The sequence below is a fragment of the Streptomyces sp. iso_384 genome, assembly GCF_056172905.1.
On record NZ_JBWBTT010000001.1, the window covers coordinates 4,221,910 to 4,246,687 of the forward strand.

The window sequence follows — 24,778 nt, forward strand, 5'->3', positions numbered from 1 at the left end:
TGGGGATCGGGGAGGCTCGCGCGCATGATCTCGGTACTGCAGAACGTGGCCATCGACTGTGCGAACGCCTACGAGCTGGCGCGGTTCTGGAGCGGTGTGACAGGTCGTCCGCTGCATCCGGAGGACGGGCCGGGCAGCCGGGAGGCCCAGGTGCTGCTGGCGGAGGGACCGGTGCTGCACTTCAACCAGGTGCCCGAGGCCAAGACGGTCAAGAACCGGATCCATCTGTGCCTGCGCCCCGACACCACGCGTGACCGGGAGGTGGAGAGGCTGCTGGAGCTCGGGGCGGCCTTCGTCGCCGATCACCGAAATCCCGACGGCTCGGGCTGGGCGATTCTCGCTGATCCCGAAGGAAACGAATTCTGCGTTCTGCGCAGCGAGTCCGACCGTGCGGCCATGAATTCCTGACGCTCACGTGCCGCCCTCGGCCTCGGCCTCGGTCAACCGATCAGGACACCGGAGCACCGGAAGGGCGGACAGCCCGGCCTATTAGGGTCGAGGCATGACACCACCCCTTACCGGCACCGCCTTCGACTCCCTCCGTCTCGACGCCGTATCCGACCAGGAGACACTGCGGCGCGCCTACGAGCTCCCCAGAGACGCGGCGTTGCGCAAGCAGACGACCGAGCTCACCGATCAGACCCGGCAGTTGATCGGATGCTCGTCACTGGTCCTGGTCGCCAGCGCGGACGCCGAGGGCAACTGTGACGTCTCCCCGCGGGGCGGGCCTGCCGGGTTCGTCTCCGTCCTGGACGCACGGACGGTGGCGATACCGGACGCGACCGGCAACAAGCGTCTGGACACCCTGCAGAACGTCATCGCCACCGGACGGGCCGGGCTGTTGTTCGTCATCCCGGGGCGCACCACGACACTCAGGGTGAACGGCCGGGCCTGTGTCTCCACCCGGCCGGAGCTGCTGTCCCAGCTGACCGCCGTGGGCAAGCCGCCGGCCAGTGCTCTGGTCCTGGGCATCGAGGAGGTCTACCCGCACTGCCCCAAGTCGCTGCTGCGCAGCGCGGCGTGGAAGCCGGAGCAGTGGCTGCCGGCGGACGCCCAGCCGACCTCGGCCGAGGTGACGTTGACCCAGCTGCGGAACCCGGAGCTGACGATCGCCGACATCGAGCGGACGGAGGCGGATTCGCTGAAGTACCGGTACGAGTAGCGGGCCGGCCGACGATCGCCGAATGGCCGACCGTCGAGGTCGTGCTCACCGAGCCGGCCACGAAGCGTCGCGGTTCAGTTCCCCGAGCCGACGACGGCGGTGACGCGGATCTCCACGCGCATGGCCGCGAGGCCGAGGACCGTCACTCCGGTCTCGGTCCAGATCGGCGCGCGGCCGTCCAGGCGACGGCGGAACTGCTCCGCCATGACCGCGTTGTGGTCGTCGCCGATGACGTCATCCCCCGGTGCGACCTTGTGGTACGAGTTGACGTGGATGACGTCCTTCCAGGTGGCGCCGACCGTGGCGAGCGTGCGCTCCACGTTGTCGAAGGCCTGGATGATCTCGTCCTCCAGCGAGTCGGGGATGTTCAGGTCGTCGTCCACGCCGGCCTGGCCGGAGATCTCGACCCGGTCGTCGACGCGGACGGCCCCGCTGTAGCCGAGGGCCGCGTGCAGCTTCTCGCCGTAGCCCGGAACGATGCCGAAGGTGACGGTGCTCATGATGATCCCTCTTCCTGACCGTGGGGACGCGTTTCCCCTCATATGACTTCACGCGTAAAGTGAAGCTAGCAGGCAATGACTTCAAGCGCAAAGTGATGGCGGGCTTCGCCGGAGGGATGGAAAGGTCCATGAGCAGCACGGGAGGGCCCATGAGCGGTACGGCCGGGCACGAGGACGACGAGGAGCTGCGGTGGCTCGACGAGCAGGAGAAGGCGGCGTGGACGGGGCTGATCTCCCTGGTCCTGCTGCTGCCCGGCAAGCTGGAGTCGCCGCTGCGGCAGGAGCACGGCCTCACCCTGTTCGAGTACCTCGTACTCAGCCATCTCTCCGAGGCGCCGGGGCGCAAACTGCGGATGGGCGAGCTCGCCTTTCTCGCCAGCGGGTCGCTCTCCCGACTGTCCAACGTCATCAAGCGCTGCGAACAGCGTGGCTGGGTCGCGCGGACCCCGGACCCCGCCGACGGCCGGTACACCCTCGCCGAACTCACCGACGCCGGTTTCGACATCGTGCGCCTGGCAGCACCCACCCACCTGCGCGCCGTACGCCGCACCGTCCTCGACTCGCTCGGCACGACCGACCAGAAGGCCCTCGTCCGCATCGCCGAGAAGCTGCGCATCGTCCCGGACGACTTCGGCTGACCGGCAGGAGCGCAACCGGGGCCCGTCGGAGGGCGAGCGCGCGGTGACGGTCGGCGACCGCCGCCGGGACCGGGCATGGCGGGAAGCTCTGAATGATGGTTCACTTCTTTCATGGCCTACCGCAAGACACCGGCCGAGGTGCGTCGCCTCGAAGCCGCCCGGGAACATCTCGTCGTCCGCGCCACCGAGGTCGTGGCGGACGTCGGCTGGGCGCAGGCCTCCGTGACGGCTGTCGCCGACGCCGCCGGGATCGCCGCCGGCTCCGTCTACCAGCACTTCGCGTCCAAGTCCGCGCTCGCCGTGGAGGTGTTCCGGCGCGCCGCGCAGCGCGAGGTGGACGTGCTGGGTGAGGTGCTGGAGGGCGACGGCGACCCGGTCGGGCGGCTGCGCCTGGGGGTGGAGGTGTTCGCCCGCCGCGCCCTGGAGAACCCCGGCCTGGCGTACGCGCTGCTCGCGGCGCCCGCCGAACCGGCGGTCGGCGCGGAGCGTCTCGCCTTCCGGCGCCGCTACCGTGCGCTGTTCGCCACGGTGATCGACGAGGGGATCTCCGCGGAGCTGCTGCCCGGCCAGGACGCGGAGATCACCGCCGCCGCGCTCACCGGCGCCATCGGCGAGGTCCTCGTGTACCCCCTGAGCACCTCGGCCGCGCAGGACACCGACCGGCTCGTCGACCGCCTCACCGCCCTGGCCCTGCGCTGCGCGGGCGCGGGCCCCTGACCAGCGCCGTCGCTGTCCTGCCCCCGTGCACCCAGCCCGCCCCGCCTCCCGGAGGAGATCCGATGCCCACGTCCGACACACCGCGCAGCAACCCGACCGCCGTGACGCACGAGGTGACGAATCAGCCGCCGCCGCTCACCGGGCACGACGCCGCCGACGACGCGGTGCTGCTCGAAGGGGTACGCCGCGAGGGCGCGGAGTGGCACATCGACGAGCTGCACCGTTTCGGCCGCTACGTCGGCAGCGAGGAGGCCCAGCGCTGGGCCGACCAGGCCAACCGCCACGAGCCGGAGCTGCGCACCCATGACCGTTTCGGCCACCGGGTCGACGAGGTCGAGTTCCACCCCGCCTACCACTCCCTGATGAGCGCGTCGGTGGGCGCGGGTCTCGCGGGCTCCGCCTGGGCCGACGCGCGCCCCGGGGCCCATGTCGCCCGCGCGGGCGGTTTCATGCTGGCCACCATGCTGGAGCAGGGACACCTGTGCCCGGTCTCGATGACGTACGCCGTCGTTCCGGCACTGCGCCGCTCCCCCGACCTCTCCAAGGTGTACGAACCGCTGCTGACCAGCCGGGTGTACGAGCCCGGCCTGCGCACCCCCACCGCCAAGCAGGGCCTGCTAGCCGGTATGGGCATGACGGAGAAGCAGGGCGGCACCGATGTGCGGGCCAACACCACGACCGCGGTCGAGCAGGCCGACGGCACCTGGCGGCTGCGCGGGCACAAGTGGTTCACCAGCGCCCCGATGAACGATCTCTTCCTGGTGCTCGCCCAGTCGCCCGGCGGGCTGTCGTGCTTCCTGGTGCCGCGCGTGCTGCCTGACGGGAGCCGCAACACCTTCCGCATCCAGCGACTCAAGGACAAGCTCGGAAACCGCTCGAACGCCTCCAGCGAGCCCGAGTTCGACGACACCGTCGCCTGGCTCGTCGGTGACGAGGGCAAGGGGGTGCGGACCATCATCGACATGGTGACGATGACCCGGCTCGACTGCGTCCTCGGTTCCGCCGCGGGCATCCGTGCCGCGCTGGCGCAGGCGGCCCATCACGCGCGCCACCGCTCGGTGTTCGGCGCCAAGCTGATCGACCAGCCCCTGATGCGCAATGTTCTGGCGGACCTGGCCCTGGAGTCCGAGGCCGCCACGACCCTGGCCCTCCGGCTGGCGGGCGCCGCCGACCGTGCGCACCGGGGCGACGGCGGGGAACGTGCCTTCCTCCGCCTGGCCACCGCCGTCGGAAAGTACTGGGTGTGCAAGCGGCAGCCCGTCGCGGCCGCCGAGGCCCTGGAGTGCCTCGGCGGCAATGGATACGACGAGGCGTCCGGCATGCCTCGGCTGTACCGCGAGGCTCCGCTCAACGGCATCTGGGAGGGCTCGGGCAATGTCAACGCCCTGGACATGCTGCGGGCGTTGACGCGTGAGCCCGAGTCCGTTGCGGCCTTCGACGTCGAGATCGAGGCGGCGGCCGGGGCGGACGCGCGTCTGGATGCGGCCTGGCGGGAGCTGCGGGACGAGCTGGCGCACCCGCAGGCCGCGCAGCTCCGGGCCCGCCGTGTCGTCGAACGGGCCGCTCTCGTGCTCCAGGGCTCGCTTCTGGTGCGCCACGCTCCGGGGGCGGTGGCCGACGCGTTCTGCGCCTCGCGCCTCGCCGGGGATCAGGGGCTCGCCTTCGGCACGCTTCCGTCGGGCACGGACTTCGCGGCCCTGCTGGGGCGACTGCCCGCCTGACGGCGGAGGTAGGCGTCCAGCTCCGCGGCCCCGGCCAGCATCGCGCGTCCTCGGGCGGTCAGCCGGGCGTGCCAGTCGCCCAGGGCGGCCGCCAGCGGTTCCAGGCCGCCGGCCGCCCGCACCTGGGCGATCAGCGGGGCGATCTGCTCCAGCCGGTAGCCGCCCCGCCTGAGTTGGTGGGCCAGGCCCGCGTCCCGTACGTCGGTCGCGTCGTACACCCGGTACCCGGTCCGCGGGTCGCGGCGCGGGGCCACGAGTCCGGCACGCTCCCATTTCCGGAGGGTGGCGGGCCTGATGCCCAGCCTTCCCGCCAGTGGTCCCACGAACATGTCGCCGGGGCCCGATGCCTCGTCGGGTGCGGGCCCGGCGCCGGGTGCCAGGTCACAAAGGGCCCTCTCGACGGCGTGCAGCGTCCGCCGGTCCTCCAGGAGCTGGGCGTGGCTCTCGTCGACGATACGGAACGCCTCCTCCGGCTCGTCGCGGTTCACCGCCCGCATGATCGACGTCGCGCCCCCGTGCCCATGGCCGGGGATCAGTGCGAGAAACGCGTCGAGGGCGTGCGCGTGCAGCGGGGTGTAGCTGCGGTAGCCGTGGGGCGTACGTCCGGCGGCCGGGAGGATGCCCGCCTCCTCGTAGTTCCTGACGGCCTGCGTCGACAACCCGTGCCGGCGGGCCAGGTCGACGGGCCTGAGGCGTTCCGTTGTTTGAGGGTTTTGCCGCATGATCCGGACGCTATCGCGGAAAAGTTTCAACCGAGAGTTCAACGATACGGTTGAATCCATGGCCAACGACATCAAGGACATCGCCCACGCCGTCGAGGCGGCCGCCGTCATGGAGCTGTTCGCCTCCCCGCCCCGGATGCTGACCCTGGGCGAGCCCACCCACGGGGTGGACGCCCCGCTCCGCCTGCGCAACGCGCTCTTCCGGCAGCTCGTCGAGCGGGAGGGCTACCGGACCATCGCCATCGAGAGCGACTGCGTCGCGGGGCTGCTGGTGGACGACCATGTGACGACGGGCGCGGGTTCACTGGAGGAGGTGCTGGAGCGGGGCTTCAGCCATGGTCTCGGGGCGTCCACGGCCAATCGTGAACTGGTGCGCTGGATGCGCGCGTTCAACGACGGCCGGCCCTCCTCCGACCGGCTTCGCTTCGCCGGATTCGACGGCCCGCTGGAGATGGCGTACGCCGCGAGCCCCCGGCGGACCCTCACCCGGCTGCACCGCTGTCTCGCTGACCATGTGGACCCTGACCTGCTCCCCTGCACCGCCGAGACGCTCGACCGCCTGATCGGCTCCGACGACCGGTGGACCGACCCGGCGGCGATGCTGGATCCGTCCGCGTCGTTCGGGCGGTCGGCCGAGGCCGGGGAACTGCGGCTGCTCGCCGATGATCTGGGCGCGCTGCTCGACGCGTGGACACCGCAGCTGATCGCGGAGACCTCGCGGGACGCGTTCGACCGGGCGCGCCTGTACGCACGGGCCGCCGCGGGTCTGCTGCGCTACCACTTCTGGATGGCCGACACCTCGCCGAGCCGGCTGTCACGGCTGACGGGCCTGCGGGATCAGATGATGGCCGACAATCTCTTCGCGCTCGCCGAGCGGGGGCCGGTCCTGGTACATGCCCACAACGGCCATCTCCAGCGGGACATGAGCTCGATGCGGATGGGCGGCCGGCGGCTGGAGTGGTGGAGCGCGGGCTCCATCGTCGACGCCCGCCTGGGCGAGGAGTACGGCTTTCTGGCCACCGCCTTCGGCACGATGCGGCACCAAGGGGTCGACGTCCCGCCGCCGGACACCCTCGAAGGGGCTCTGTACGCGCTCCCCGAGGAGGCCGGTCTGCTGGGCGCCTCCGAGCTGGCCGCCGCCCTCGCCGCCACGGGCCCCGTACGGCGTACCTCCCCGTACTTCGGCTACGCACCTCTCGACCCGGCGCACCTGGCCCGCATCGACGGCGTGGTGTTCATGAAGGACGTCACGGAGAACTGAGGAGCGCGCAGGATCCGCACACCCGGCCGGGTGAATCCCGGCCGGGCAGGAATAGCCGGCCCGGGCTGTTGTTGATCACATCATGACTTCTGAGACTTCCAGTACGGGCAGGGCTTTCGGACGTGTGGGGATCTGGAGCGGCGCCCTGCACCCTTCGCGGGTGGACGACGCGGGCAGGGGCGCGATCACCGAGGCGCTGGCCGAGCTCGAAGGGCTGGGGTACGGCACCGTGTGGATCGGGGGCAGTCCGACGCCCGGGGACGCCGCCGCCGTCGTGGCCGCCACCCGTACGCTCACGGTGGCCACCGGCATCCTGAGCATCTGGAACCACACGGCCGAGGAGGTGGCGGCCGGGGTCGCGGCGATCGCCCCGGAGGCACGTCGCCGGTTCGTCCTCGGTCTGGGCGTCAGCCACGGACCGATGGTGCCGCAGTACGCGAAGCCGTACAGCGCGATGGTGGCCTACCTCGACGCGCTCGACGCCGCCGAACCGTCCGTGGGCTCCGGGCATCGGGTCCTGGCGGCTCTCGGGCCGAAGATGCTGAAGCTCGCGGCCGGCCGGTCGCTGGGGGCGCATCCCTATCTCGTCACCACCGAGCACACCGCGGAGGCCCGCGAGGCTCTCGGACCCGACGCGCTGCTCGCCCCGGAGCTGACCGTGGTGCTGGACACCGACCTCGACCGGGCCCGCACCACCGCGCGGACGATGCTGGGGATGTATCTCCAGCTGCCCAACTACACCGACAACCTGTTGCGCCTGGGGTTCACGGAGGGCGACTTCGGCGGCGGCGGCAGCGTCCGCCTCCTTGACGCCCTCTTCGCGCTGGGTGACGCCGAGCAGGTGAGGCGCCGGACCCAGGAGTACCTCGACGCGGGTGCGGACCATGTCGCGTTGCAGGTGCTCACCGCCGAGGAGGGCGGGGCGGGGCTGCCGCGGGCCGCATGGCGTGAGCTGGCCGAGGCGTTCGGCGACGAGCTCTGACGCACCCGAGCCCCACCTGTCAACACGTCGCACCCATCGTCCCGTTCGGGTGAGGTGCGGCGTGTCGGGAGGATCTCGGCGCGGCTCCGGGCAGCCTCCGTGCGAGCGATCGTGGAGGGGGAGCCGTGGGAGTGTCACGCGAGTACGGGCGCATCGTCAGCGAGGGTCCGACACCGGCCGACGTGGCAGGGGCGCCTGCCCTGCCCTACCCGAGCGGCTGGTCCGCGCTGGCCTTCTCGCACGAGTTACGGCCGGGCGCCGTGCTCACCCGGCCGCTCGCGGGGCAGGACGTCGTCCTGTATCGCACCGCCACCGGAGTGCTCCGCGCCGTCCGCCCGTACTGCCCGCATCTGGGGGCCCATCTCGGCCTGGCGAAGGTCGAGGGGGAGGATCTCACCTGCCCGTTCCACTTCTTCTCGTTCGGCCCCGACGGTGCGTGTGTGCGCACGGGGTACGGCACGCCGCCGCCGCGGTCCCCGCTGACGCAGCTGCCCGTCCATGAGGTGAACGGGGGCGTCTTCGTCTGGCGGCACCACGACGGCCGGGGTCCGGACTGGTCCGTCCCGCAGTGGCACGAGATCGGGCACCGGCCCGCGCGTACGGCCGCCTGGGAGTTGGCCGGCAACGTCCAGGAGGTCATCGAGAACGCGGTCGACCTCGGGCACTTCGCCACTCTGCACGGCTGGGCGAAGGCCGAGATCGACGGCCCGGTGGTGTACGACGGTGCGGAGTTCCGTGTCTCCATGCGGGCCCACGAGTCCGCGCCGCTCGTGGGTGACTTCACCGTCGATGTGCAGGTGCACGGCCATGGGCTCGGCTGTCTGCACGCCGATGTGCACACGCCCCGTTTCGGGCTGCGGATGTGCACGATGGTGATGCCGACGGCCGTCGGACCCAACCGGATGCAGTTCCGGCAGCTGAACCGCATCGCCTTCGACGAGCCGAGCCGGCTGCCGCCCCGGTCGGCCCGGCTCGTCAGCCGTGTCGCGGCCCGGCTGCTGGACCGCCCCGTCTACCGGTCCAGTTGCGAGTTCACCGCCGCCGATTTCCCGATCTGGCATCACAAGCAGTACCAGCAGCCGCCCCGGCTGGCTTCCGGGGACGGGCCGATCGGACCGTTCCGGCGCTGGGCCAAGCGGTTCTATCCGGAAACACCCGGCAGGACTTCGGTGCCCCGGCCCCACCGCGGCGAGGGCGAGGACGGCGCCGTGCTCCCCTGATCGACCCAGCGCCGCTCCGGCCTCGTGCCCGGTCTCCCCGCGCCTCTTGAACCGGCCTTCCCGTGCCTCTTCCCGGCACCGCGGAGGCCGCGCCTCCGCGCTTCGGGCGCCATTCGGGCATTGGTCACGGGAAATCGGGCGTCCTGGGCGACCGGATCAACGACCTCACCGGCCCTGACCAGCACCGTCGCATTCGCGGAAACGGGCATGAACGGACCGAGCGGATCTGGTGAAGCGGCTGTTCGTGGCCCTGGTACTGCTTGTACAAACGACACATGAGCCCGAACGGACAAGCGGGCCCTGCCCGTAGCGGGCCCAGCAGCGACCAGGGAAGTGCGCCGTGGACACCGAGGAACGCCGGCGGGGAATTCTGGACACGGCCCGGCGGGAGGGGTCGGTCGGGGTGAACGCCCTCGCGGACCTGTTCAAGGTGGCCAAGGAGACTGTCCGCCGCGATCTGCACGTGCTGGAGGAGCACGGGCTCGTCCGGCGGACCCACGGCGGCGCCTACCCGGTGGAGTCGGCCGGTTTCGAGACCACGCTCGCCGTCCGCACCACCCGTAACGTTCCGCAGAAATCGCGGATCGCGGCCGCCGCCGCCGATCTGCTCGGCGACGCCGAGACGGTCTTCGTCGACGAGGGCTTCACCCCTCAGCTGGTGGCCGAGGCACTTCCCCAGAACCGGCCGCTGACCGTCGTCACCGCTTCCCTGGCCGTCGCCACCTCCCTCGCCGGGGCGGAGAAGACCTCGGTGCTGCTGCTGGGCGGCCGGGTGCGCGGCTCGACGATGGCGACCGTCGACCACTGGGCCTCCCGGATGCTCGCGGACTTCGTCATCGACCTGGCGTATCTCGGGGCCAACGGCATCTCCCGCGAGTACGGGCTCACCACCCCGGACCCCGCCGTCGCCGAGGTGAAGGCGCAGGCGCTGCGGAGTTCGCGGCGGCGGATCTTCGCCGGGATCCACAGCAAGTTCGGGGCGGTGAGTTTCTGCCGGTTCGCCGGGGTCGGGGACTTCGAAGCGATCGTCACCGACGCCGGGCTCCCCTCGGCCGAGGCCCAGCGCTACTCCCTCCTGGGCCCCCAGGTCATCCGCGTCTGACCGGGCCCCCGCCCGTACCGCCGACCGCACGGCTCCCGCAGCCGCTCCCCCACCACCGCTCAACCCAATCCGCCGGGGCCTGGCTCGCCATGCCCTCAACGACCCGATCACCGAGCCGCTACGACTGATCAGGAGCCCCCATGCCTCATCCAGGACGCCGCCGCCGACCACGTATGCGCGGTCGGACCTGTGCCGTGACCGCCGCCCTGGCCCTGCTCGCCACCGGCTGTGCCGGAGCGGGCGGGACCTCCTTCGGCGGCGGTGACGCGCTGAACGTACTGATGGTGAACAACCCGCAGATGATCGAGCTGCAGAAGCTGACCGCGAAGCACTTCACGAAGGAGACCGGCATCAAGGTCCACTTCACGGTGCTGCCCGAGAACGACGTACGCGACAAGATCAGCCAGGACTTCTCCAACCAGGCCGGTCAGTACGACATCGCCACCATCAGCAACTTCGAGCTGCCGTTCTTCGCGAAGAACGGCTGGCTCCACCCTCTCGACGACTACGCGAAGGCCGACACCGCCTTCGACCAGGAGGACATTCTTCAACCGCTCCAGGACTCGCTCACCGCCGAGGACGGCAAGCTCTACGCCCAGCCGTTCTACGGGGAGTCGTCCTTCCTGATGTACCGCAAGGACGTCTTCGAGGAGCAGGGCCTCACGATGCCCGAGAAGCCGACCTGGGAGCAGGTGGCCGAGCTCGCCGAGCAGACGGACGGGGCGGAGCGCGGGATGAAGGGCATCTGCCTGCGCGGGCTCCCGGGCTGGGGCGAGGTCATCGCCCCGCTGACCACCGTCGTCAACACGATGGGCGGCACCTGGTTCACCGAGGACTGGGAACCGCGGCTGACCGCACCGGAGTTCAAGAAGGCGACGAAGTTCTATGTCGACCTGGTGCGCGAGCACGGGGAGCTCGGTGCGCCGCAGTCCGGGTACGCCGAGTGCCTGAACAACATGACGCAGGGCAAGACCGCCATGTGGTACGACGCCACCGCGGGCGCCGGCTCCCTGGAGGCGAAGGGCTCCCCGGTGAAGGGGAAGATCGGTTACGTCCCCGCCCCCGTCGAGCGGACCGACAGCTCCGGCTGGCTCTACACCTGGGCCTGGGGGCTGCAGAAGGCGTCCAAGAAGTCCGACGACGCCTGGAAGTTCGTCTCCTGGGCCTCCGGCAAGGAGTACGAGGAGCTCGTCGGCGCCACCAGCGGCTGGTCCAACGTGCCGGCCGGCAAACGGGCCTCCACCTATGCCAATCCGGACTACCGGGCGGAGGCAGGCGCGTTCGCCGACGTCACGGAGCGGGCCATCTCCGAGGCCGATCCGAAGAACCCGGGCACCCAGCCCCGCCCGACGGCGGGCATCCAGTTCGTCGGCGTACCGGAGTTCACCGATCTGGGCACCCGGGTGGCGCAGGAGATCAGCGCCGCCATCGCGGGCCGGCAGTCGGTGGACGCCGCGCTCGCCGCCTCCCAGAAGCTCGCCGAGAAGGTCGCGGAGGAGTACCGATGACCGTCACCGCAACCAGAGAGACCACGGCCTCCCCGCAGGCTCCGGCGAAGAAGCCGGGCGCCGGGAACCGTCGGCGCGCCTGGGCGACCCGTGCTCCCCTGCTGCCCGCGCTGATCTTCCTGATCGCCGTCACCCAGCTGCCCTTCGTGGCGACCCTGGTGATCTCCCTCTTCGACTGGAACTCCCTCAAGCCGGAGAAGCGCCACTTCACCGGGTTGTCCAACTACGCATCGGTCTTCACCGACGAGGCGTTGCGCGAATCGGTCGTGACGACCGTCGTCCTGACCGCGTCCGTCGTGATCGTCAGCGTCGTGCTGGGGCTCGTCTTCGCCCTGCTGCTGGACCGCACCTTCTTCGGCCGGGGGTTCGTGCGCACCCTGCTGATCACCCCGTTCCTGCTGGTGCCGGTCTCCGCCGCGCTGCTGTGGAAGCACGCGCTCTACAACCCGGAGTACGGGCTGTTCAACGGGGCGCTCACGTGGTTCGGCGAGCTGTTCGGCATCGAGTCCATGGTGCAGCCCGAGTGGACCACCGAGATGCCGCTGATCGCCATCGAGGCGTCGCTGGTGTGGCAGTGGACGCCGTTCATGATGCTGATCCTGCTGGCCGGGCTGCAGAGCCGGCCGGCCGAGATCATGGAGGCGGCGCGGCTGGACGGGGCCGGGCCCTGGCAGATATTCCGCTATCTGACCCTGCCGCATCTGCGCCGCTACCTCGAACTGGGCATCCTGCTCGGGTCGGTGTACATCGTGCAGAACTTCGACGCGGTGTTCACGATCACCTCCGGCGGTCTCGGCACCGCCAACCTCCCGTACACCGTCTACGAGACCTTCTACCGGGCCCATGAGTACGGGCTGGCGTCCGCCGCGGGTGTGGTCGTGGTGATCGGCACGATCATCATCGCCACCTTCGCGCTCCGGGTGGTCTCCTCCCTCTTCCGTGAGGAGGCGAGCCGCGCATGAGCGTCTCGACCGCGACATCCGTATCCGCCGCTTCCGCCAACGCAGCCACGCGCAAGGCCCGTCGGCGCTCGGCCGCCCTGGGCGTGGTCGCCTGGGTGGTGGGGATCGGTTTCTGTCTGCCCGCGCTGTGGATGGTGCTGACGTCCTTCCACGCGGAGGCCGACGCGGCGACCAACCCGCCCTCGCTCGCCGCCGCGCTGACGCTGGACGGCTACCGCACGTTCTTCGGTGGCGGAGGCGGCCCGACGCCGTGGCCCCCGCTGGTCAACTCGCTGGCGGCCTCGTTCTTCTCGACCGTGCTGGTGCTGCTGCTCGCGCTTCCTGCCGCGTACGCGCTGTCCATCCGGCGGGTGCGCAAGTGGACGGACGTGATGTTCTTCTTCCTGTCCACCAAGATGCTGCCCGTGGTAGCCGGACTGCTGCCGGTGTACCTGTTCGCGAAGAACACCGGCCTGCTGGACAACATCTGGCTGCTGGTCCTGCTCTACACCTCGATGAACCTGCCGATCGCGGTGTGGATGATGCAGTCCTTCCTCGCGGACGTCCCCGTCTCCATCATCGAGGCGGCGCAGGTCGACGGGGCCCGGCTGCCGACGGTGCTGCGCCGGGTGGTCGCCCCGGTCGCCGGTCCCGGGATCGCCGCGACCGCCCTGATCTGCTTCATCTTCAGCTGGAACGAGCTGCTGTTCGCACGGGTGCTGACCGGCGTGGTCGCCGGTACCGCGCCCGTCCATCTGACCACCTTCGTCACCAGCCAGGGTCTCTTCCTCGCCCAGCTGTGCGCGGCGTCCGTGGTCGTGTCCCTGCCGGTGCTCGTCGCCGGCTACGCCGCCCAGGACAAACTCGTCCAGGGCCTCTCGCTGGGAGCAGTCAAATGAGGGCAGCCATCGTCGAATCCGTCGGCAAGGTCTCCGTGACCACCGTCGCGGACCCCACGCCCGGCCCCCGCGACGTGGTCGTCAAGGTCGCCTCGTGCGGGCTGTGCGGCACCGACCTCCACATCCTCCAGGGCGAGTTCGCGCCGACGCTGCCGATCGTCCCGGGGCACGAGTTCGCCGGGGAGATCGTGGGCCTGGGCACGGACGTCACCGAGCTGTCCATCGGCGACAAGGTGGCCGTGGACCCCTCGCTGCACTGTCACGAGTGCCGTTACTGCCGTTCGGGCCGGGGCAACCTCTGTGACAACTGGGCGGCGATCGGTGTCACGGTGCCCGGCGGCGCGGCGGAGTTCGCGGTGGCGCCGGTCGCCAACTGCGTACGCCTGCCGGAGCACATCGACGTCCGGGACGCGGCGCTGATCGAGCCGCTGTCCTGCGCGGTGCGCGGCTACGACGTCCTCAACGGCAATCTCGGGGCCCAGGTGCTGATCTACGGGTCCGGGACCATGGGGCTGATGATGCTGGAGCTGGCCAAGCGCACCGGCGCCGCGTCGGTGGACGTGCTGGACGTCAACGCCCAGCGGCTGGCCACCGCGACGACGCTCGGCTGCACCGGTGCGGCGGCCCGTGCCGAGGAGCTGGACCGTCCGGGCGGCTGGGACGTGGTCATCGACGCGACGGGCAACGCCGGGGCGATCCAGGACGGTCTGGGGAGGGTCGCCAAGGGCGGTACGTTCCTCCAGTTCGGGGTCTCCGACTACGCGACGACGGCGGTGATCGAGCCGTACCGGATCTACAACCAGGAGATCACCATCACCGGCTCGATGGCGGTCCTGCACAGTTACGAGCGGGCCGCCGCGCTCTTCGCGAGCGGGGTGCTGGATGCCTCGGTGTTCATCAGCGACCGGCTGCCGCTGGAGCAGTACCCGCAGGCGATCGAGCGCTTCCAGGCGGGTATCGGCCGCAAGATCGTGGTGGAGCCGTGAGGGAGTCCGCGGACCCGGGCGCCGCTCCGGACCCCGGCGCCGTCCTCGTGCTGGGCGAGGCGCTGGTGGATCTGGTCCCGGCCGACGGTGACTCCGGGGTGCTGTCGGCCCAGCCGGGCGGCGCGCCCGCGAACGTCGCGGTGGGCCTGGCCCGGCTCGGCGGACGGCCGTCCTTCGTGGGCGGGCTCGGCGACGACGCCTTCGGACGCCGGATCGAGGCATGGCTGACCGGTGCGGGCGTCGACCTCTCGCTGAGTGCCCGGCCGGCGCTGCCCACGGCGCTCGCGGTGGCCGACCTGGGCGATCACGGGAACACCTACCACTTCCATCTCCAGGACACGGCGACCTTCCGGCTGCCGGACCGGGCGCCGGAGGCGGCGCGCTTCGGCGCGGTGTACGTGGGCGGGCTCGCCGCGGTGGTGGAGCCGGCGGCAGGCGTCGTGGCCGCGACCGCGCGGGCGGCCTCCCGCGCGGGGCTGCTCGTGGTGGACCCGAATGTGCGTGAGGACCGGACGCTCGATCCGGTGCGGAGCCTGGAGCGGCTGCGCGAGCTGTGCTCGCTCGCGCAGGTCGTGAAGGCGAGCGACGAGGACCTGGTGCGGCTGTGGCCGGACGCGGCCCCGGAGGAGAGCTGCCGCAGGCTGGCCGGGCAGGGGCGGCTGGTGGTGATGACACGGGGGTCGCGGGGCGCGACCGCGTACGTCCATGACGCCCCGGCGGTCTCGGTCCCCGCCCTGCCGGTGCGGGTGGTGAACACCATCGGCGCGGGCGACGCGTTCATGGCGGGGATGCTGACCTGGCTCGGGGCGGAGGCCGGGTGGGATCCGGCGCTGCCCGCCGGGCGGACGAAGGCGATGCTGGAGTACGCGGTCGGGACTGCGGCGTCGGTCTGCGCCAGGGCGGGAACGGAACCCACGGCACCGCTTGGGGTGTGAACCCGGCGCTCGTCGGGCATCACCATCGGGACCCGAGTTCCGCACGGCCCTCCCCCGGCCCACGGAAACGCCGCGGCCCCACCGGGCTCCTCCGCCCGGTGGGGCCGCGGCGTCGTCTCAGCTCTGCGGACGCTTGCCGTGGTTCGCGCCGTTCTTGCGGCGGGCCTTCTTCTTACGACGTCGCTTCGAGGACATCGACCCCTCCTTCTCTCTGCGGTGTGCTTCCGTTGCGGGCGGTCACCGGGCGGCACGGCCCGACGATCACCGGGACGCCTGCCCAGGGACACCGTGGCAAACACCTGGTGCGCATGCAACCGGCGGTGCGCGGCGGGCGGGTGTGGACAGGTGTGCGGAGTCCGCCGGTCAGGCGTCGGGCGCGCCGGCTCCGATGACCCGGGCGGTGTAGCGCGCCAGGTGGGCGCGGATCTCCTCGTGCGACATGTCCTGCTGAGCGACCAGGTGTTCGACGAGATCCGCGCGGGTGGCCGCCAGCAGGGCGTGGGCGGCGAACGCGCTGTCGGCGAGGCCGTCGATCCGGTCCAGCATGTCCCGCAGGACGCGGTGCCAGCGTTCGTAGTGCTCGGCCCGGTAGGGGCCCGCGTCGCCGGTGTCCTCCAGGGCGAGGGCGAGATGACGGTTGTCGAGCTTGAGGCACAGGACGGCATCGAGCAGTGCGGGGATCCGGCGGTGCGGCGGGGTGGCGGGGCCGAGCGGCGGGGGGCCGTCCTCGACGGCGGCCCTGATCGGATCGAGGCGGGTGGCGAACAGCTCCCGGATCAGCCCGGTGCGGTCGCCGAAGCCGCGGAAGAGGGTCGCCTTGCCGACGCCGGCAGCCGCCGCGATGTCGGCCATCGTGATGGTCGCGGGGCTCTCGCTGCGGGCGAAGAGCTCATCGGCCGCGGCGAGGACGGCCGCACGGTTGCGGACGGCGTCCTTGCGGGGCGTGCGGGCGGTCATGGCGCTCCTCGATTGCAAAACGGACCAGCGGTCCGTATCGTCGAGCACGAAACGGACCCAGGGTCCACATTCTAGGTGACGGAGCTTTCATGAACCCCGACTCAGCCCCCGCGACCCTGGTCATCGGCGCGACCGGCACCACCGGAAGCCGCGTGGCCGCTCGGCTCTCCGCCGCGGGCCACCGGGTGCGCGCCGCCTCCCGGACCGCCCGCGCGGTCCCCGGCGCCGAGGAGGTCCGCTTCGACTGGGAGGACTCCACGAGCCACGGCCCGGCGCTGACCGGAGTGGACCGGGTCTATCTGGTGCCGCCGGTCGGCCACCCGGAGCCCGCCGGGCCGATGCTGCCCTTCCTGGAGCGGGCCCGCGACGCCGGTGTGGGCCGTGCGGTGCTGCTCAGCTCCTCCGCGATCCCCTCGGGCGGACCCGCGACCGGCCTCGTCCACCAGGCCCTGCCGGACCTCTTCGGCGCGTGGGCCGTGCTGCGGCCGTCCTGGTTCATGCAGAACTTCACCGGCGCCCATCTGCACGCGCTGAGCATCCACGAGGCCGGGGTCATCAGAACGGCCACGGGCGGCGGGCGGGTCGGGTTCGTGGACGCGGAGGACATCGCCGCCGTCGCCGTGCACGCCCTGACCGACGAGCGGTCCCCCGACTCCGATCTGGTCATCACCGGGCCCCGGGCGCTGAGTTACGACGAGGTCGCGGCGGCCGTCGGCCGGGGCACCGGACGCCCAGTGGTCCATGAGCGCCTGGGGTACGAGGCGATGCGCGACCGGCTCGCCGCCTCCGGGATACCCGTCCCGTTCGCGGAGCTGCTCGCCGGACTGGACCGCGCCATCGCCGAGGGGGCCGAGGACCGGGTCACCGACACCGTGCTGCGCGTCACCGGGCGGCCGCCGGGCGACTTCGACACGTTCGTGGGACGGGAGTTGCGGCCGTTGACGGACGGGGCCGTCGCTCAGGGCCGGTAGCGCAACGGATGGTCGTCCGGCACCTCGACGACGGCGATCCGCACCCCGTCGGGGTCCTCGATCCACATCTCGACCAGCCCCCAGGGCTCACGTTTCGGCGGTCGCAGGACGCTCACGCCCTTCGCCCGCAGTTCGTCGTGGGCGGCCTCGGCGTCGTCGACCTGGAGCCAGATCCGCACGGCCGGGGAGGGCGGCTCCTCGCTCCGGCCGGAGACCTCGAGGAACCCGCCGCCGAGGAAGTAGACCGTGCCGCGCTCGGGGCCTGTGCCGAACTCCCGGTAGACGGCGAGGCCCAGGGCCTCGCCGTAGAAGGCGCGGGAACGCTCGGGGTCGGTGGGGTGCAGCAGAATCCTGCTGCCCAGTACGTGCACCATGGGCCGAGCGTACGCCGTCGGACCTGCGGGAGCCGGGTCCCTCGGGATCCGTCAGTTGCTGAGCTCGTCGATGAAGTCGTCCGTGCACCGGTTCTCGGCCGCCTGGCCGCTGGCCCGGTCCATACAGTCCTCGAAGTTCTTGAACTCCTCGGAGTCGAACACGGAGATGGCCACCACGAGGACGATCGCGGACCCGATGAGCCCGAGCGCCCCCAACACGGCCCCGACTATCGCCATCGTCCGGCGCGGCGCGCGGCCCTGGCGGGTGCGGAGCGCGGCGACGATGCCGAAGACGATGGCGAGCAGGCCGAGGAGCAGCCCGCCCAGCACGGTCCAGAAGAGCAGGCAGGCGACGAGGCCCAGGACGAGTGCGGCGACCGCGAAGCCGTTCGTCCGTGCGGGCTGCGGGCTGCCGTAGAGGTCCTGACCGGCCGCGGGCTGCCCCGGGTACGAGGAATCCGGGTACGAGGGAAGGGACATCGGGATGGTGCTCCTGTTCTCCTGGCTTTCCGTGCACCTGCCCCGCGCTGCGGCCGCCAATCGCCGCTTTGGTCACGCTCCGGCAACTAAACGCGCTGGCCAGGGGCTTCCCGGTAGAGCTCGGCCGAGAGGTGGTGCTGCAGCGGCAGGCCGATCGCGGCGAGATCGTGGACGAAGGCGAGCGTGTCCCGGTCCGTCAGCGTGTAGCGGCGGCGGGTGGCCTCGACCTCCTTGGCGGTGGGGGCGAGGGACACCTGCTCGGTGGCGAGGTCTACGGCGCCGTCGCGGGCGTGGCCGACCGAGATCTCCGCGATGCCGGTGGGCTGGGTGATCAGGGCCTCCACCCGGCCGTCCGGCTGCAGCCGCCACCAGCCGCTCTCCCGGGCGGAGGGTCGCAGGGGGCGCCCGTCGGCGTCGAGCAGCCAGGCGCGGGCCTCGTACGCGAGGAAGGGCCTGCCGTCGTGGCTGAAGGTGACCTCCTGCGCATACGTGAATTCCGCCTCCAGCGTCGGATACCCGCCGCGTCCCGTGCCCCGCCAGGTGCCGAGGTATCCGGTCACCGGGGCGAGCAGCGGATGCGGTGCGGGTGACGCGTCCGGGCGGAGAGCGTCGGGGAAGGGCAGTTGGCGGACGGGGTCGTGCATGGGGTGTGCGCTCCTGGGTCGGGCCGGCTCGGAGTCGCAGCCTAGGGGGTGTCCCGTGACACCCGGTCGATCAGCGCACGGCGTTGGGTCCGATGCAACGCTGGGCAGAGGAGCGGTTCGCCTCCAGCAGCAGTCGGGCGCACCGACGCCACGGCGAGGTGCCGTAGTTGTCGTCGTTCGCCCGCCTGGAACTACGGGACAAAGGTCGGGCCCCGGTGATCGGGTCGGACCGGCGGGCGACGGCCCCGTGCTTGGAGGCGCGGAACCAGGGTGCGGTCCGCCCGTCCGACCACCCGAGGGCTCACGCGGGATCGGCCGCCATGCTGTCCCTCAGGCTCTTGGGCCGTAGATCTGTCCAGTTCCGCTCGACGTAGTCCAGGCAGGCCCGGCGGGTGTCCTCCGGGTGGGCCACGGCCCACCCGGAGGGTACTTCGGCGAACGCGGGCCACAAGGAGTGCTGTCCCTCGTCGTTGACGAGCACCAGGTAGGTGCCGTCCTCGTCCTCGAACGGATTGGTCACCGCATCCTCCATTCACTTAGGCAAGGCTGTCTTCACTTGACTGTTGGCGACCCTACCCACCCACCGCACGGTTGACTCACCGGCCCCGCGACTCGCGTGGTCGACGACGACTTCTCCGCTCGGCAGGGACGTTTCGGTGATCGGGACTCTCCTTCACGCGGCACCGGTGCGCCACGCGCCGTCACCCGGCCTGCCGCACAGACCGGTTGACCGGCCGGACCCGACGGAGCCCGCCGCGAGGCGAGCCCGATCCCCGTCACGACCACGTCGACCGAGAAGCCGCCCCGGGCCCGGTCAGAGCCCGAGGTCGCTCAGGCGGGCCTCGTAGCGGATGGTGAGGTCCTCGGAGTCGCCGGCCGGGTTGTCCCAGAGGGCCTCCAGCTCGGAGCGCACCGCGTCGGGCAGCGCCTCGTACCGCTCGGTCCAGGTGTCGGAGTTCGGTATCCAGTAACCGACGACCTTGAAGCGCTCCGCCGGGAGCCCCAGCTCGCGGCGGAGGTAACGGCGCACCGTACGGAGGGCGTTGGTCTCCCCCGCGACCCACACGTACCCGCCCGCGAGATCCGTGCCGGGCGGGACCGCGGCGGCCACCAGGTCGGCCAGCCGGCTCGGTCCGTGGCCGTTTCCGCCATAGGTCCACGTCACCTTGGAGTCGGGCAGCTCCCGCAGCGGCAGTACGGCCGAGGGGTCGGGCGCCTCCAGTACCACCCGGGTCCTGACGTGGTCCTGGGTGTTCTCCAGCAGGCGGGCGGCGGCGGGCAGACCGGTCTGGTCGGCGACCAGCACCTGCCAGGTGAGATCGGCCGGGGGGTTGTAGAGCCCGGTGGGGTCGTTGACGCCGACCACGTCGCCGGGCCGCGCCTCGGCGGCCCAGCCGGACGCGACACCGCCCTCGTGGAGCACGAAGTCGATGTCGACCTCGCCCTCCTCCGGGCGCACCGCGCGGATCGTGTACGTGCGCATCGGCGCGACGGGCTGCCCCTCGGGGGTCTCCCACCCGCCCTGCTCGGTCGTCCGGGGCAGCGAGACGTCGGTGCGGTCCGGGCCGTGCGGAAGGAAGATCCGCACGTACTCGTCGCCTACCCCGGTGGACCCGAAGCCCGCCAGACCTTCGCCGTGGAAGGTGACGCGGGTCATGGTCGCGGAGAGCGGCAGCACTCGGGCGACGACGGCTCGGTGGATCGTCATGGACACTGCCCCTTCGTACGCGTGGTCGGCCTGAACGCCTCGCCCGCCGGACGAGAGAACCGAATTGACTTAGGTCAGCCTAACCTTCCAGGGGTGCGGGCTCGAGACGGCCTCGGCCATCACCTCCGGGAACCGTGCCAGAATCCGGCGCATGCCTGTTCGCTACCCCGGCCCCCTACGTCCCGGCGACCGCATCGGTATCACCTCTCCGTCCAGCGGAGTGCCCGAGGAGCTGCGCGAGCGGCTCGCCGTGTCGGTGCGCGAGGTGGAGGCGCGTGGGTACGAGGTCGTGACCGGCCGGTGCATGGACGGCTCCGGGCATGCCAGCGCGCCCGCCGCCGACCGGGCCGCAGAGCTGACGGCGATGCTGACGGACCCCGGGATCAGGGCCGTGGTGCCGCCGTGGGGCGGGGAGACCGCGATCGACCTGCTGCCGCTGCTCGACTGGGACCGGCTGCGGGAGGCCGAGCCGACCTGGGTGGTGGGCTACTCGGACCTGTCGACCGTCATGACCCCGCTGACCCTCCTCACCGGGGCGGTGACCTTACACGGGAACAACCTCATGGACACCCCCTACCGGGTGCCGGAAGGGCTGGTGTCCTGGCTCGACATCGTCGCCGCGCCGCCGGGACACCGGTTCACCCAGATCCCGCCCGAGCGGCACCGGGCCACGGGCCGGGACGACTACGCGAAACAGCCGGACGTCCGTGCCTTCACGCTCGACACCCCGGGCCGGTGGATCCGGCTGGACGGCAGCGGAGACGTGGACGTCGAGGGGCGGCTCATCGGGGGCTGTATCGAGATGCTGGCCAACGTCGCGGGCACGCCGTATCTCGACACCTCCGCGTTCGCCCGGGCGCACGCCCCGGAGGGGCTTCTCGTGTACGTGGAGGCCGGCGGCCACGACGCGTTCACCATCTGCCGCAATCTGCACGGCATGCGGCTGGCCGGATTCTTCGACGCGGCCGACGCCGTACTCGTCGGCCGGACCTCGGCCCCGGACAGGGACTCACTCACGCAGCACCAGGCCGTGCTGGACGCACTCGGACCGCTGAATGTGCCGATCGTGGCCGACGTCGAGTGCGGTCATGTGCAACCGGTCCTCCCGCTGGTCAATGGAGCGCGCGCCCGGGTCGTGCACACAGCGACGCGCTGCGAGCTGACCCAGACACTGGACTGACCGCCGTGACGGGCGGCTCAGGCCTCGGCGAGCACGGCGTCGATCTCGCCGAGGAAGTCGTCCAGGTCGCCGGGGTTGCGTGAGGTGATCAGCGACCAGCCCTCGGCGTCGTCGCGGACCACCGGCTTGTCGACCCAGGTGCCGCCGGCGTTGGTGATGTCGGTGCGCAGCGAGGCGTACGAGGTCAGCGTCTTGCCCCGGACGTAGCCGCCCTCGATCAGCGCCCACGGCCCGTGGCAGATGGCGGCCACCGGCCGGCCGGACGCGGCGAACGAGCTGACGATCCGGGTGGTGGCCTCCTCCAGGCGCAGCGAGTCGGCGTTCAGCGTGCCGCCCGGGACCAGCAGGAGGTCGTACGCGGCGGGGTCGACGTCGTCCAGCGTGAGGTCGGGCCGCACGGTTTCGCCGGGGTCTCGGTCGCCGACGAGGGTGCGGATCTGGTCGGTGTCGACCGCGGCCACGCTGACCTGCGCCCCGTGTCCGCGCAGGTGCTCCACGGGGACGACGAGTTCGTCCTGCTCGACCCCGTAGTTGGTGACGATGGCCAGAATCCGGCGGTCGTCGAGAGCGGTGGTGGACATGGACTGCTCCGTTCCTTGAGTGCTCCGGCTTCTACCGGTTCTCCGGTGCCGTTCAGTTCGCCGTGATGCGGACGCATGCGGCGACGGTGTCGCGCAGGCTCCCGGTCCGCGCCAGGATGTCGCGCTGCACCCGTGCCCCGTTGCCGCGCCGGTGCACCGCGGCCAGGGCGCCCTCCGCGGATTCCCGGTCGCCGTTGTCCTCCAGGGCGTCCCGCACGTGGTGCAGCAGGGCCCGCAGGACGTCGGGGGCGGGCTCCGGGCGCAGGGTGCGGGGGTGGACCAGCCGGGCCTCCAGTCCCGAGCGGCCCGCCCGCCAGGTGGCCACGCGCAGCAGGGACGTGTCGATGTCCGGGGGCGGCACTCCGGCGCGCCACTCCCGGGCGGCCGTGTCCACCAGACCTCGCACCAGGGTGGCCAGCAGCACGGTGTCGGCCGGGTCCAGGCAGACGTCCGCGATCCTGACCTCCACGGTGGGGTAGCGGTGCGAGAGCCGCGCGTCGAAGTAGATCATTCCCTCGTCCCGGAGTGCTCCGGTGCCCACCAGGGACCGCACCCGGTCGTGGTACGCCTCGGCCGAGCCGTGGACGTCCACCGGACCGGCCGACGGCCACCGGCCCCACACCTGGCTGCGATAGCTGCTGTACCCGCTGTCCTGGCCCTGCCAGAACGGAGAATTGGCGCTCAGGGCGAGCAGGACGGGCAGCCAGCAGCGCATCCGGTCGAGCACGGCGACGCCCTCCTCGTCCGAGGCCACCGAGACATGGACGTGGCAGCCGCAGGTCAGCTGCTCCTGCGCGGTCAGCCCGTAGTGCTCCGCCAGCCACCGGTACCGCTCGCCCGTGCCGATCGTCGGGCTGACCGGCAGCGGCGAGGTCGCCATGGCCACGACCGAGGTCCCGGCGTCGGCGGCGTGCCGCACGGCCTCGGCCCGCCATCGGCGGACCGCGTCGGCGAGTTCGCCCATGTCCGCGCACGGATGCGTGGCGAATTCCAGCTGCTGGCGGTGCAGCTCCGGCTCGAAGGCCGACTCACCGGCCGCGTTCTTCTCGGCGAGCGCCAGCACCGCCGAGGACAGCGCCCGGGCCTCTCCGCTCGCCGCGTCGACCAGCAGCAGTTCCTCCTCGACACCCACCGTGCGGGCCACAGCGCCTCCCTTTCGACGATCGGCGGCGAGCCAGGCGGGTACCCGTGCACGGGGGGGTCACACGCCACGGGCGGCGAATCCACCGCTCCGCGCCGCGCGGCGCACTCCGGCAGGTGGCCCGGAGCTCCCAATATGGCCGGGCATCGCGGGCCCCGCATCTTCTCCCGTAGCGTGGTTCGGGAGGCCGGGGCTTGCTCCGGGCCGCACCGGACGGGGACTGCTCCGCCCGGCAGCGGGTACCCACCAGGGCGCGTCATTCGTCCCCCGGGTCACACTCGGGGCCGTACGGAAGGAAGCTCTCATGACCGACCGCAGGCCGGAAGGCACCGCCTACACCGGGGCTTCCGGCAGCCCGCCCCCCGTACCGGCGGATCTGCCGGACCAGCAGAGCCAGGAGGGCGAGGACGCTCTCGACATACCGGTGCCGGACCGGGTGGCACGCCAGGAGGAACATCCCGAGCTGGACGAGGCCGGCGCCGGCCGGAACGCGCCGCGCAACGCGGGCGCGCACCCCGAGGAGCATCCGGCCCCGGACGAGTCGACGGGCTAGGGCGTGTCCGACGTCCGAACGCCCCGGAGCCCCGGAACGCGGCGCGTTCCGGGGCTCCGGGGTCGGTCGACCCGGATCAGGCGGTGGTGATGTTCTCCGCCTGCGGGCCCTTCTGGCCCTGGGTGATGTCGAAGGTCACCGCCTGGCCTTCCTGGAGCTCACGGAAGCCGGAGGAGTTGATGTTGGAGTAGTGCGCGAAGACGTCGGGGCCGCCGCCGTCCTGCGCGATGAAGCCGAAGCCCTTTTCCGAGTTGAACCACTTGACGGTTCCGCTGGCCATGCCTGTACCTCTCAGCAGTAAACGGATCCGCACCGCGCGGACCCGGAGGTGATCGCCCTGGTTCTCAGGCACTGCACAGCAAAACGCCCGCGCCAGGCGCGGGCAGGTACTGCGAACCACGACATCTTCCGGCGACGCTACACGGCGGGATCACTCCTCACCAGAGAGCAACGCCATTTTGCTGTGGATCACCTTCACGGTCACCGGCTCGTACCACACCGACTACGGTCCGTTCAGGGCCTGTCGGCGCCCCGGGCGACACCGCGCGCCCACAGGACCAGCGGCACCTGGAGCGGCAGCCGGGCCCAGGCCGCGACCCGCTCCGGCCGGGACCGGTGACGCCAGTCGACGGCCATCTGCATATTGGCCGGAAACACTCCGACGAGGAAGCCGGCGGTCACCCGGGCGGCGGACGCCCGGGTCCGGGGGTGGGCGAGGCCCGCGGCCAGGGCGAGTTCGGCCACTCCACTGGCATACGTCCAGGTGCGCGGCTTTCCGGGCAGGATCCGGGGCACGGTGGAGTCGAAGGCCTTCGGGACGGCGAAGTGGAGCACCGCCGCTCCGCCCATGAGCCCGGCCAGCAGGACGGCGGAACGCGTTTGGCGGGACATGCTT

Annotated in this window: 30 protein-coding genes; 17 read left to right on the forward strand and 13 right to left on the reverse strand. The window is 71.6% G+C overall.

Annotated elements, in window-relative coordinates:
• Window positions 1-24: 24 nt before the first annotated feature.
• A complete protein-coding gene (locus tag AC0VY3_RS18860; protein ID WP_103508487.1) occupies window positions 25-408 on the forward strand; it encodes a VOC family protein in 384 nt (127 codons plus the stop codon).
• Window positions 409-502: 94 nt separating this feature from the next.
• Window positions 503-1,162 carry an MSMEG_1061 family FMN-dependent PPOX-type flavoprotein gene (locus AC0VY3_RS18865; RefSeq protein WP_103508488.1) on the forward strand — a complete coding sequence of 220 codons (660 nt, stop codon included), beginning with the start codon at window positions 503-505 and terminating at the stop codon, window positions 1,160-1,162.
• A 74-nt stretch (window positions 1,163-1,236) separates the two neighbouring features.
• Here the strand turns inward: AC0VY3_RS18865 and AC0VY3_RS18870 are convergent, their stop codons facing one another.
• Window positions 1,237-1,662 (reverse strand): Rid family hydrolase, encoded by a 426-nt coding sequence (locus AC0VY3_RS18870; protein WP_103508489.1) that lies wholly within the window; start codon window positions 1,660-1,662, stop codon window positions 1,237-1,239.
• Window positions 1,663-1,790: 128 nt separating this feature from the next.
• Between AC0VY3_RS18870 and AC0VY3_RS18875 the strand changes: the two genes are divergently transcribed.
• The 3 genes from AC0VY3_RS18875 (at window position 1,791) to AC0VY3_RS18885 (ending at window position 4,738) form a co-directional block, all read left to right on the forward strand.
• Window positions 1,791-2,300, forward strand: a complete 510-nt coding sequence (locus AC0VY3_RS18875) for a MarR family winged helix-turn-helix transcriptional regulator (protein WP_103508490.1) — start codon at window positions 1,791-1,793, stop codon at window positions 2,298-2,300.
• Between the two features lie 111 nt (window positions 2,301-2,411).
• The gene (locus tag AC0VY3_RS18880; protein WP_475550102.1) at window positions 2,412-3,017 is read left to right on the forward strand and encodes a TetR/AcrR family transcriptional regulator; all 606 of its coding nucleotides are present in this window, start codon (window positions 2,412-2,414) and stop codon (window positions 3,015-3,017) included.
• Between the two features lie 62 nt (window positions 3,018-3,079).
• Window positions 3,080-4,738, forward strand: coding sequence for an acyl-CoA dehydrogenase family protein (locus tag AC0VY3_RS18885; RefSeq protein ID WP_475550103.1), 1,659 nt, complete (start codon window positions 3,080-3,082; stop codon window positions 4,736-4,738).
• On the opposite strand, the gene AC0VY3_RS18890 is transcribed toward AC0VY3_RS18885, so the two are convergent.
• Entirely contained in the window at window positions 4,666-5,460 is a 795-nt protein-coding gene (locus AC0VY3_RS18890; RefSeq protein WP_475550104.1) for a TioE family transcriptional regulator, read from the reverse strand. The genes AC0VY3_RS18885 and AC0VY3_RS18890 overlap by 73 nt on opposite strands.
• Window positions 5,461-5,518: 58 nt before the next feature.
• On the opposite strand from AC0VY3_RS18890, the gene AC0VY3_RS18895 reads away from it, so the two are divergent.
• The 9 genes from AC0VY3_RS18895 to AC0VY3_RS18935 all read left to right on the forward strand — a co-directional run bounded on the left by AC0VY3_RS18895 (window position 5,519) and on the right by AC0VY3_RS18935 (window position 15,294).
• Entirely contained in the window at window positions 5,519-6,721 is a 1,203-nt protein-coding gene (locus AC0VY3_RS18895) for an erythromycin esterase family protein (protein WP_103508494.1), read from the forward strand.
• An 82-nt stretch (window positions 6,722-6,803) separates the two neighbouring features.
• Window positions 6,804-7,703 (forward strand): TIGR03620 family F420-dependent LLM class oxidoreductase, encoded by a 900-nt coding sequence (locus AC0VY3_RS18900; RefSeq protein WP_475550105.1) that lies wholly within the window; start codon window positions 6,804-6,806, stop codon window positions 7,701-7,703.
• A 125-nt stretch (window positions 7,704-7,828) separates the two neighbouring features.
• A complete protein-coding gene (locus AC0VY3_RS18905) occupies window positions 7,829-8,923 on the forward strand; it encodes a Rieske 2Fe-2S domain-containing protein (RefSeq protein ID WP_475550106.1) in 1,095 nt (364 codons plus the stop codon).
• A 340-nt stretch (window positions 8,924-9,263) separates the two neighbouring features.
• A complete protein-coding gene (locus tag AC0VY3_RS18910) occupies window positions 9,264-10,025 on the forward strand; it encodes a DeoR/GlpR family DNA-binding transcription regulator (protein WP_030632474.1) in 762 nt (253 codons plus the stop codon).
• A 140-nt stretch (window positions 10,026-10,165) separates the two neighbouring features.
• Window positions 10,166-11,533, forward strand: coding sequence for an ABC transporter substrate-binding protein (locus tag AC0VY3_RS18915; RefSeq protein WP_103508497.1), 1,368 nt, complete (start codon window positions 10,166-10,168; stop codon window positions 11,531-11,533).
• The gene (locus AC0VY3_RS18920) at window positions 11,530-12,495 is read left to right on the forward strand and encodes a carbohydrate ABC transporter permease (protein WP_103508498.1); all 966 of its coding nucleotides are present in this window, start codon (window positions 11,530-11,532) and stop codon (window positions 12,493-12,495) included. Before AC0VY3_RS18915 ends, AC0VY3_RS18920 begins: the two co-directional genes overlap by 4 nt.
• Window positions 12,492-13,373, forward strand: coding sequence for a carbohydrate ABC transporter permease (locus AC0VY3_RS18925; protein ID WP_103508499.1), 882 nt, complete (start codon window positions 12,492-12,494; stop codon window positions 13,371-13,373). Before AC0VY3_RS18920 ends, AC0VY3_RS18925 begins: the two co-directional genes overlap by 4 nt.
• Window positions 13,370-14,359, forward strand: a complete 990-nt coding sequence (locus AC0VY3_RS18930) for a zinc-dependent alcohol dehydrogenase family protein (protein ID WP_103508500.1) — start codon at window positions 13,370-13,372, stop codon at window positions 14,357-14,359. Before AC0VY3_RS18925 ends, AC0VY3_RS18930 begins: the two co-directional genes overlap by 4 nt.
• Entirely contained in the window at window positions 14,356-15,294 is a 939-nt protein-coding gene (locus AC0VY3_RS18935) for a carbohydrate kinase family protein (protein ID WP_103508501.1), read from the forward strand. Before AC0VY3_RS18930 ends, AC0VY3_RS18935 begins: the two co-directional genes overlap by 4 nt.
• A gap of 117 nt (window positions 15,295-15,411) precedes the next feature.
• Here the strand turns inward: AC0VY3_RS18935 and AC0VY3_RS18940 are convergent, their stop codons facing one another.
• Entirely contained in the window at window positions 15,412-15,489 is a 78-nt protein-coding gene (locus AC0VY3_RS18940) for a 50S ribosomal protein bL37 (RefSeq protein ID WP_370454205.1), read from the reverse strand.
• Window positions 15,490-15,657: 168 nt separating this feature from the next.
• Window positions 15,658-16,251 (reverse strand): TetR/AcrR family transcriptional regulator, encoded by a 594-nt coding sequence (locus tag AC0VY3_RS18945; protein ID WP_103508502.1) that lies wholly within the window; start codon window positions 16,249-16,251, stop codon window positions 15,658-15,660.
• Between the two features lie 89 nt (window positions 16,252-16,340).
• On the opposite strand from AC0VY3_RS18945, the gene AC0VY3_RS18950 reads away from it, so the two are divergent.
• Window positions 16,341-17,222, forward strand: coding sequence for an NAD(P)H-binding protein (locus tag AC0VY3_RS18950; RefSeq protein WP_475550107.1), 882 nt, complete (start codon window positions 16,341-16,343; stop codon window positions 17,220-17,222).
• Here AC0VY3_RS18950 and AC0VY3_RS18955 read toward each other — a convergent pair.
• The 5 genes from AC0VY3_RS18955 to AC0VY3_RS18975 form a co-directional block, all read right to left on the reverse strand.
• Window positions 17,210-17,596, reverse strand: a complete 387-nt coding sequence (locus AC0VY3_RS18955) for a VOC family protein (RefSeq protein WP_098024863.1) — start codon at window positions 17,594-17,596, stop codon at window positions 17,210-17,212. The genes AC0VY3_RS18950 and AC0VY3_RS18955 overlap by 13 nt on opposite strands.
• Window positions 17,597-17,647: 51 nt before the next feature.
• Window positions 17,648-18,076 carry a DUF4190 domain-containing protein gene (locus tag AC0VY3_RS18960; protein WP_475550108.1) on the reverse strand — a complete coding sequence of 143 codons (429 nt, stop codon included), beginning with the start codon at window positions 18,074-18,076 and terminating at the stop codon, window positions 17,648-17,650.
• Window positions 18,077-18,162: 86 nt separating this feature from the next.
• The gene (locus AC0VY3_RS18965; RefSeq protein ID WP_475550109.1) at window positions 18,163-18,720 is read right to left on the reverse strand and encodes a nitrobindin family protein; all 558 of its coding nucleotides are present in this window, start codon (window positions 18,718-18,720) and stop codon (window positions 18,163-18,165) included.
• 301 nt (window positions 18,721-19,021) lie between these two features.
• Window positions 19,022-19,240, reverse strand: a complete 219-nt coding sequence (locus AC0VY3_RS18970; protein WP_103508541.1) for an MbtH family protein — start codon at window positions 19,238-19,240, stop codon at window positions 19,022-19,024.
• 294 nt (window positions 19,241-19,534) lie between these two features.
• A complete protein-coding gene (locus tag AC0VY3_RS18975; protein ID WP_242738975.1) occupies window positions 19,535-20,428 on the reverse strand; it encodes a siderophore-interacting protein in 894 nt (297 codons plus the stop codon).
• A gap of 151 nt (window positions 20,429-20,579) precedes the next feature.
• On the opposite strand from AC0VY3_RS18975, the gene AC0VY3_RS18980 reads away from it, so the two are divergent.
• A complete protein-coding gene (locus AC0VY3_RS18980) occupies window positions 20,580-21,608 on the forward strand; it encodes a S66 family peptidase (protein ID WP_475550110.1) in 1,029 nt (342 codons plus the stop codon).
• Between the two features lie 17 nt (window positions 21,609-21,625).
• On the opposite strand, the gene AC0VY3_RS18985 is transcribed toward AC0VY3_RS18980, so the two are convergent.
• A complete protein-coding gene (locus AC0VY3_RS18985; RefSeq protein ID WP_103508509.1) occupies window positions 21,626-22,189 on the reverse strand; it encodes a type 1 glutamine amidotransferase domain-containing protein in 564 nt (187 codons plus the stop codon).
• 52 nt (window positions 22,190-22,241) lie between these two features.
• On the reverse strand, window positions 22,242-23,333 hold the full coding sequence (locus AC0VY3_RS18990) for a glutamate--cysteine ligase 2 (protein WP_103508510.1): 1,092 nt from the start codon (window positions 23,331-23,333) through the stop codon (window positions 22,242-22,244).
• 301 nt (window positions 23,334-23,634) lie between these two features.
• Between AC0VY3_RS18990 and AC0VY3_RS18995 the strand changes: the two genes are divergently transcribed.
• Window positions 23,635-23,883: a hypothetical protein gene (locus tag AC0VY3_RS18995; protein WP_103508511.1), complete on the forward strand. Its 249-nt coding sequence runs from the start codon at window positions 23,635-23,637 to the stop codon at window positions 23,881-23,883.
• A gap of 76 nt (window positions 23,884-23,959) precedes the next feature.
• Here the strand turns inward: AC0VY3_RS18995 and AC0VY3_RS19000 are convergent, their stop codons facing one another.
• Both AC0VY3_RS19000 and AC0VY3_RS19005 read right to left on the reverse strand, forming a co-directional pair.
• The gene (locus AC0VY3_RS19000; RefSeq protein ID WP_032791721.1) at window positions 23,960-24,163 is read right to left on the reverse strand and encodes a cold-shock protein; all 204 of its coding nucleotides are present in this window, start codon (window positions 24,161-24,163) and stop codon (window positions 23,960-23,962) included.
• 233 nt (window positions 24,164-24,396) lie between these two features.
• Window positions 24,397-24,774 carry a DoxX family protein gene (locus tag AC0VY3_RS19005; RefSeq protein ID WP_475550111.1) on the reverse strand — a complete coding sequence of 126 codons (378 nt, stop codon included), beginning with the start codon at window positions 24,772-24,774 and terminating at the stop codon, window positions 24,397-24,399.
• Window positions 24,775-24,778: the final 4 nt, after the last annotated feature.

Excerpts from the sequence above, each read along its gene's own strand:
- AC0VY3_RS18920 (WP_103508498.1), top strand. The coding sequence starts at position 11,530 with ATGACCGTCACCGCAACCAGAGAGACCACGGCCTCCCCGCAGGCTCCG.
- AC0VY3_RS18875 (WP_103508490.1), top strand. The coding sequence starts at position 1,791 with ATGAGCAGCACGGGAGGGCCCATGAGCGGTACGGCCGGGCACGAGGAC.
- AC0VY3_RS18880 (WP_475550102.1), top strand. The coding sequence starts at position 2,412 with ATGGCCTACCGCAAGACACCGGCCGAGGTGCGTCGCCTCGAAGCCGCC.
- AC0VY3_RS18975 (WP_242738975.1), bottom strand. The coding sequence starts at position 20,428 with ATGACGATCCACCGAGCCGTCGTCGCCCGAGTGCTGCCGCTCTCCGCG.
- AC0VY3_RS19000 (WP_032791721.1), bottom strand. The coding sequence starts at position 24,163 with ATGGCCAGCGGAACCGTCAAGTGGTTCAACTCGGAAAAGGGCTTCGGC.
- AC0VY3_RS18860 (WP_103508487.1), top strand. The coding sequence starts at position 25 with ATGATCTCGGTACTGCAGAACGTGGCCATCGACTGTGCGAACGCCTAC.
- AC0VY3_RS18885 (WP_475550103.1), top strand. The coding sequence starts at position 3,080 with ATGCCCACGTCCGACACACCGCGCAGCAACCCGACCGCCGTGACGCAC.
- AC0VY3_RS18945 (WP_103508502.1), bottom strand. The coding sequence starts at position 16,251 with ATGACCGCCCGCACGCCCCGCAAGGACGCCGTCCGCAACCGTGCGGCC.
- AC0VY3_RS18890 (WP_475550104.1), bottom strand. The coding sequence starts at position 5,460 with ATGCGGCAAAACCCTCAAACAACGGAACGCCTCAGGCCCGTCGACCTG.
- AC0VY3_RS19005 (WP_475550111.1), bottom strand. The coding sequence starts at position 24,774 with ATGTCCCGCCAAACGCGTTCCGCCGTCCTGCTGGCCGGGCTCATGGGC.
- AC0VY3_RS18965 (WP_475550109.1), bottom strand. The coding sequence starts at position 18,720 with ATGCACGACCCCGTCCGCCAACTGCCCTTCCCCGACGCTCTCCGCCCG.
- AC0VY3_RS18930 (WP_103508500.1), top strand. The coding sequence starts at position 13,370 with ATGAGGGCAGCCATCGTCGAATCCGTCGGCAAGGTCTCCGTGACCACC.
- AC0VY3_RS18895 (WP_103508494.1), top strand. The coding sequence starts at position 5,519 with ATGGCCAACGACATCAAGGACATCGCCCACGCCGTCGAGGCGGCCGCC.
- AC0VY3_RS18995 (WP_103508511.1), top strand. The coding sequence starts at position 23,635 with ATGACCGACCGCAGGCCGGAAGGCACCGCCTACACCGGGGCTTCCGGC.
- AC0VY3_RS18960 (WP_475550108.1), bottom strand. The coding sequence starts at position 18,076 with ATGTCCCTTCCCTCGTACCCGGATTCCTCGTACCCGGGGCAGCCCGCG.
- AC0VY3_RS18915 (WP_103508497.1), top strand. The coding sequence starts at position 10,166 with ATGCCTCATCCAGGACGCCGCCGCCGACCACGTATGCGCGGTCGGACC.
- AC0VY3_RS18900 (WP_475550105.1), top strand. The coding sequence starts at position 6,804 with ATGACTTCTGAGACTTCCAGTACGGGCAGGGCTTTCGGACGTGTGGGG.
- AC0VY3_RS18955 (WP_098024863.1), bottom strand. The coding sequence starts at position 17,596 with ATGGTGCACGTACTGGGCAGCAGGATTCTGCTGCACCCCACCGACCCC.
- AC0VY3_RS18865 (WP_103508488.1), top strand. The coding sequence starts at position 503 with ATGACACCACCCCTTACCGGCACCGCCTTCGACTCCCTCCGTCTCGAC.
- AC0VY3_RS18985 (WP_103508509.1), bottom strand. The coding sequence starts at position 22,189 with ATGTCCACCACCGCTCTCGACGACCGCCGGATTCTGGCCATCGTCACC.
- AC0VY3_RS18870 (WP_103508489.1), bottom strand. The coding sequence starts at position 1,662 with ATGAGCACCGTCACCTTCGGCATCGTTCCGGGCTACGGCGAGAAGCTG.
- AC0VY3_RS18925 (WP_103508499.1), top strand. The coding sequence starts at position 12,492 with ATGAGCGTCTCGACCGCGACATCCGTATCCGCCGCTTCCGCCAACGCA.
- AC0VY3_RS18940 (WP_370454205.1), bottom strand. The coding sequence starts at position 15,489 with ATGTCCTCGAAGCGACGTCGTAAGAAGAAGGCCCGCCGCAAGAACGGC.
- AC0VY3_RS18950 (WP_475550107.1), top strand. The coding sequence starts at position 16,341 with ATGAACCCCGACTCAGCCCCCGCGACCCTGGTCATCGGCGCGACCGGC.
- AC0VY3_RS18980 (WP_475550110.1), top strand. The coding sequence starts at position 20,580 with ATGCCTGTTCGCTACCCCGGCCCCCTACGTCCCGGCGACCGCATCGGT.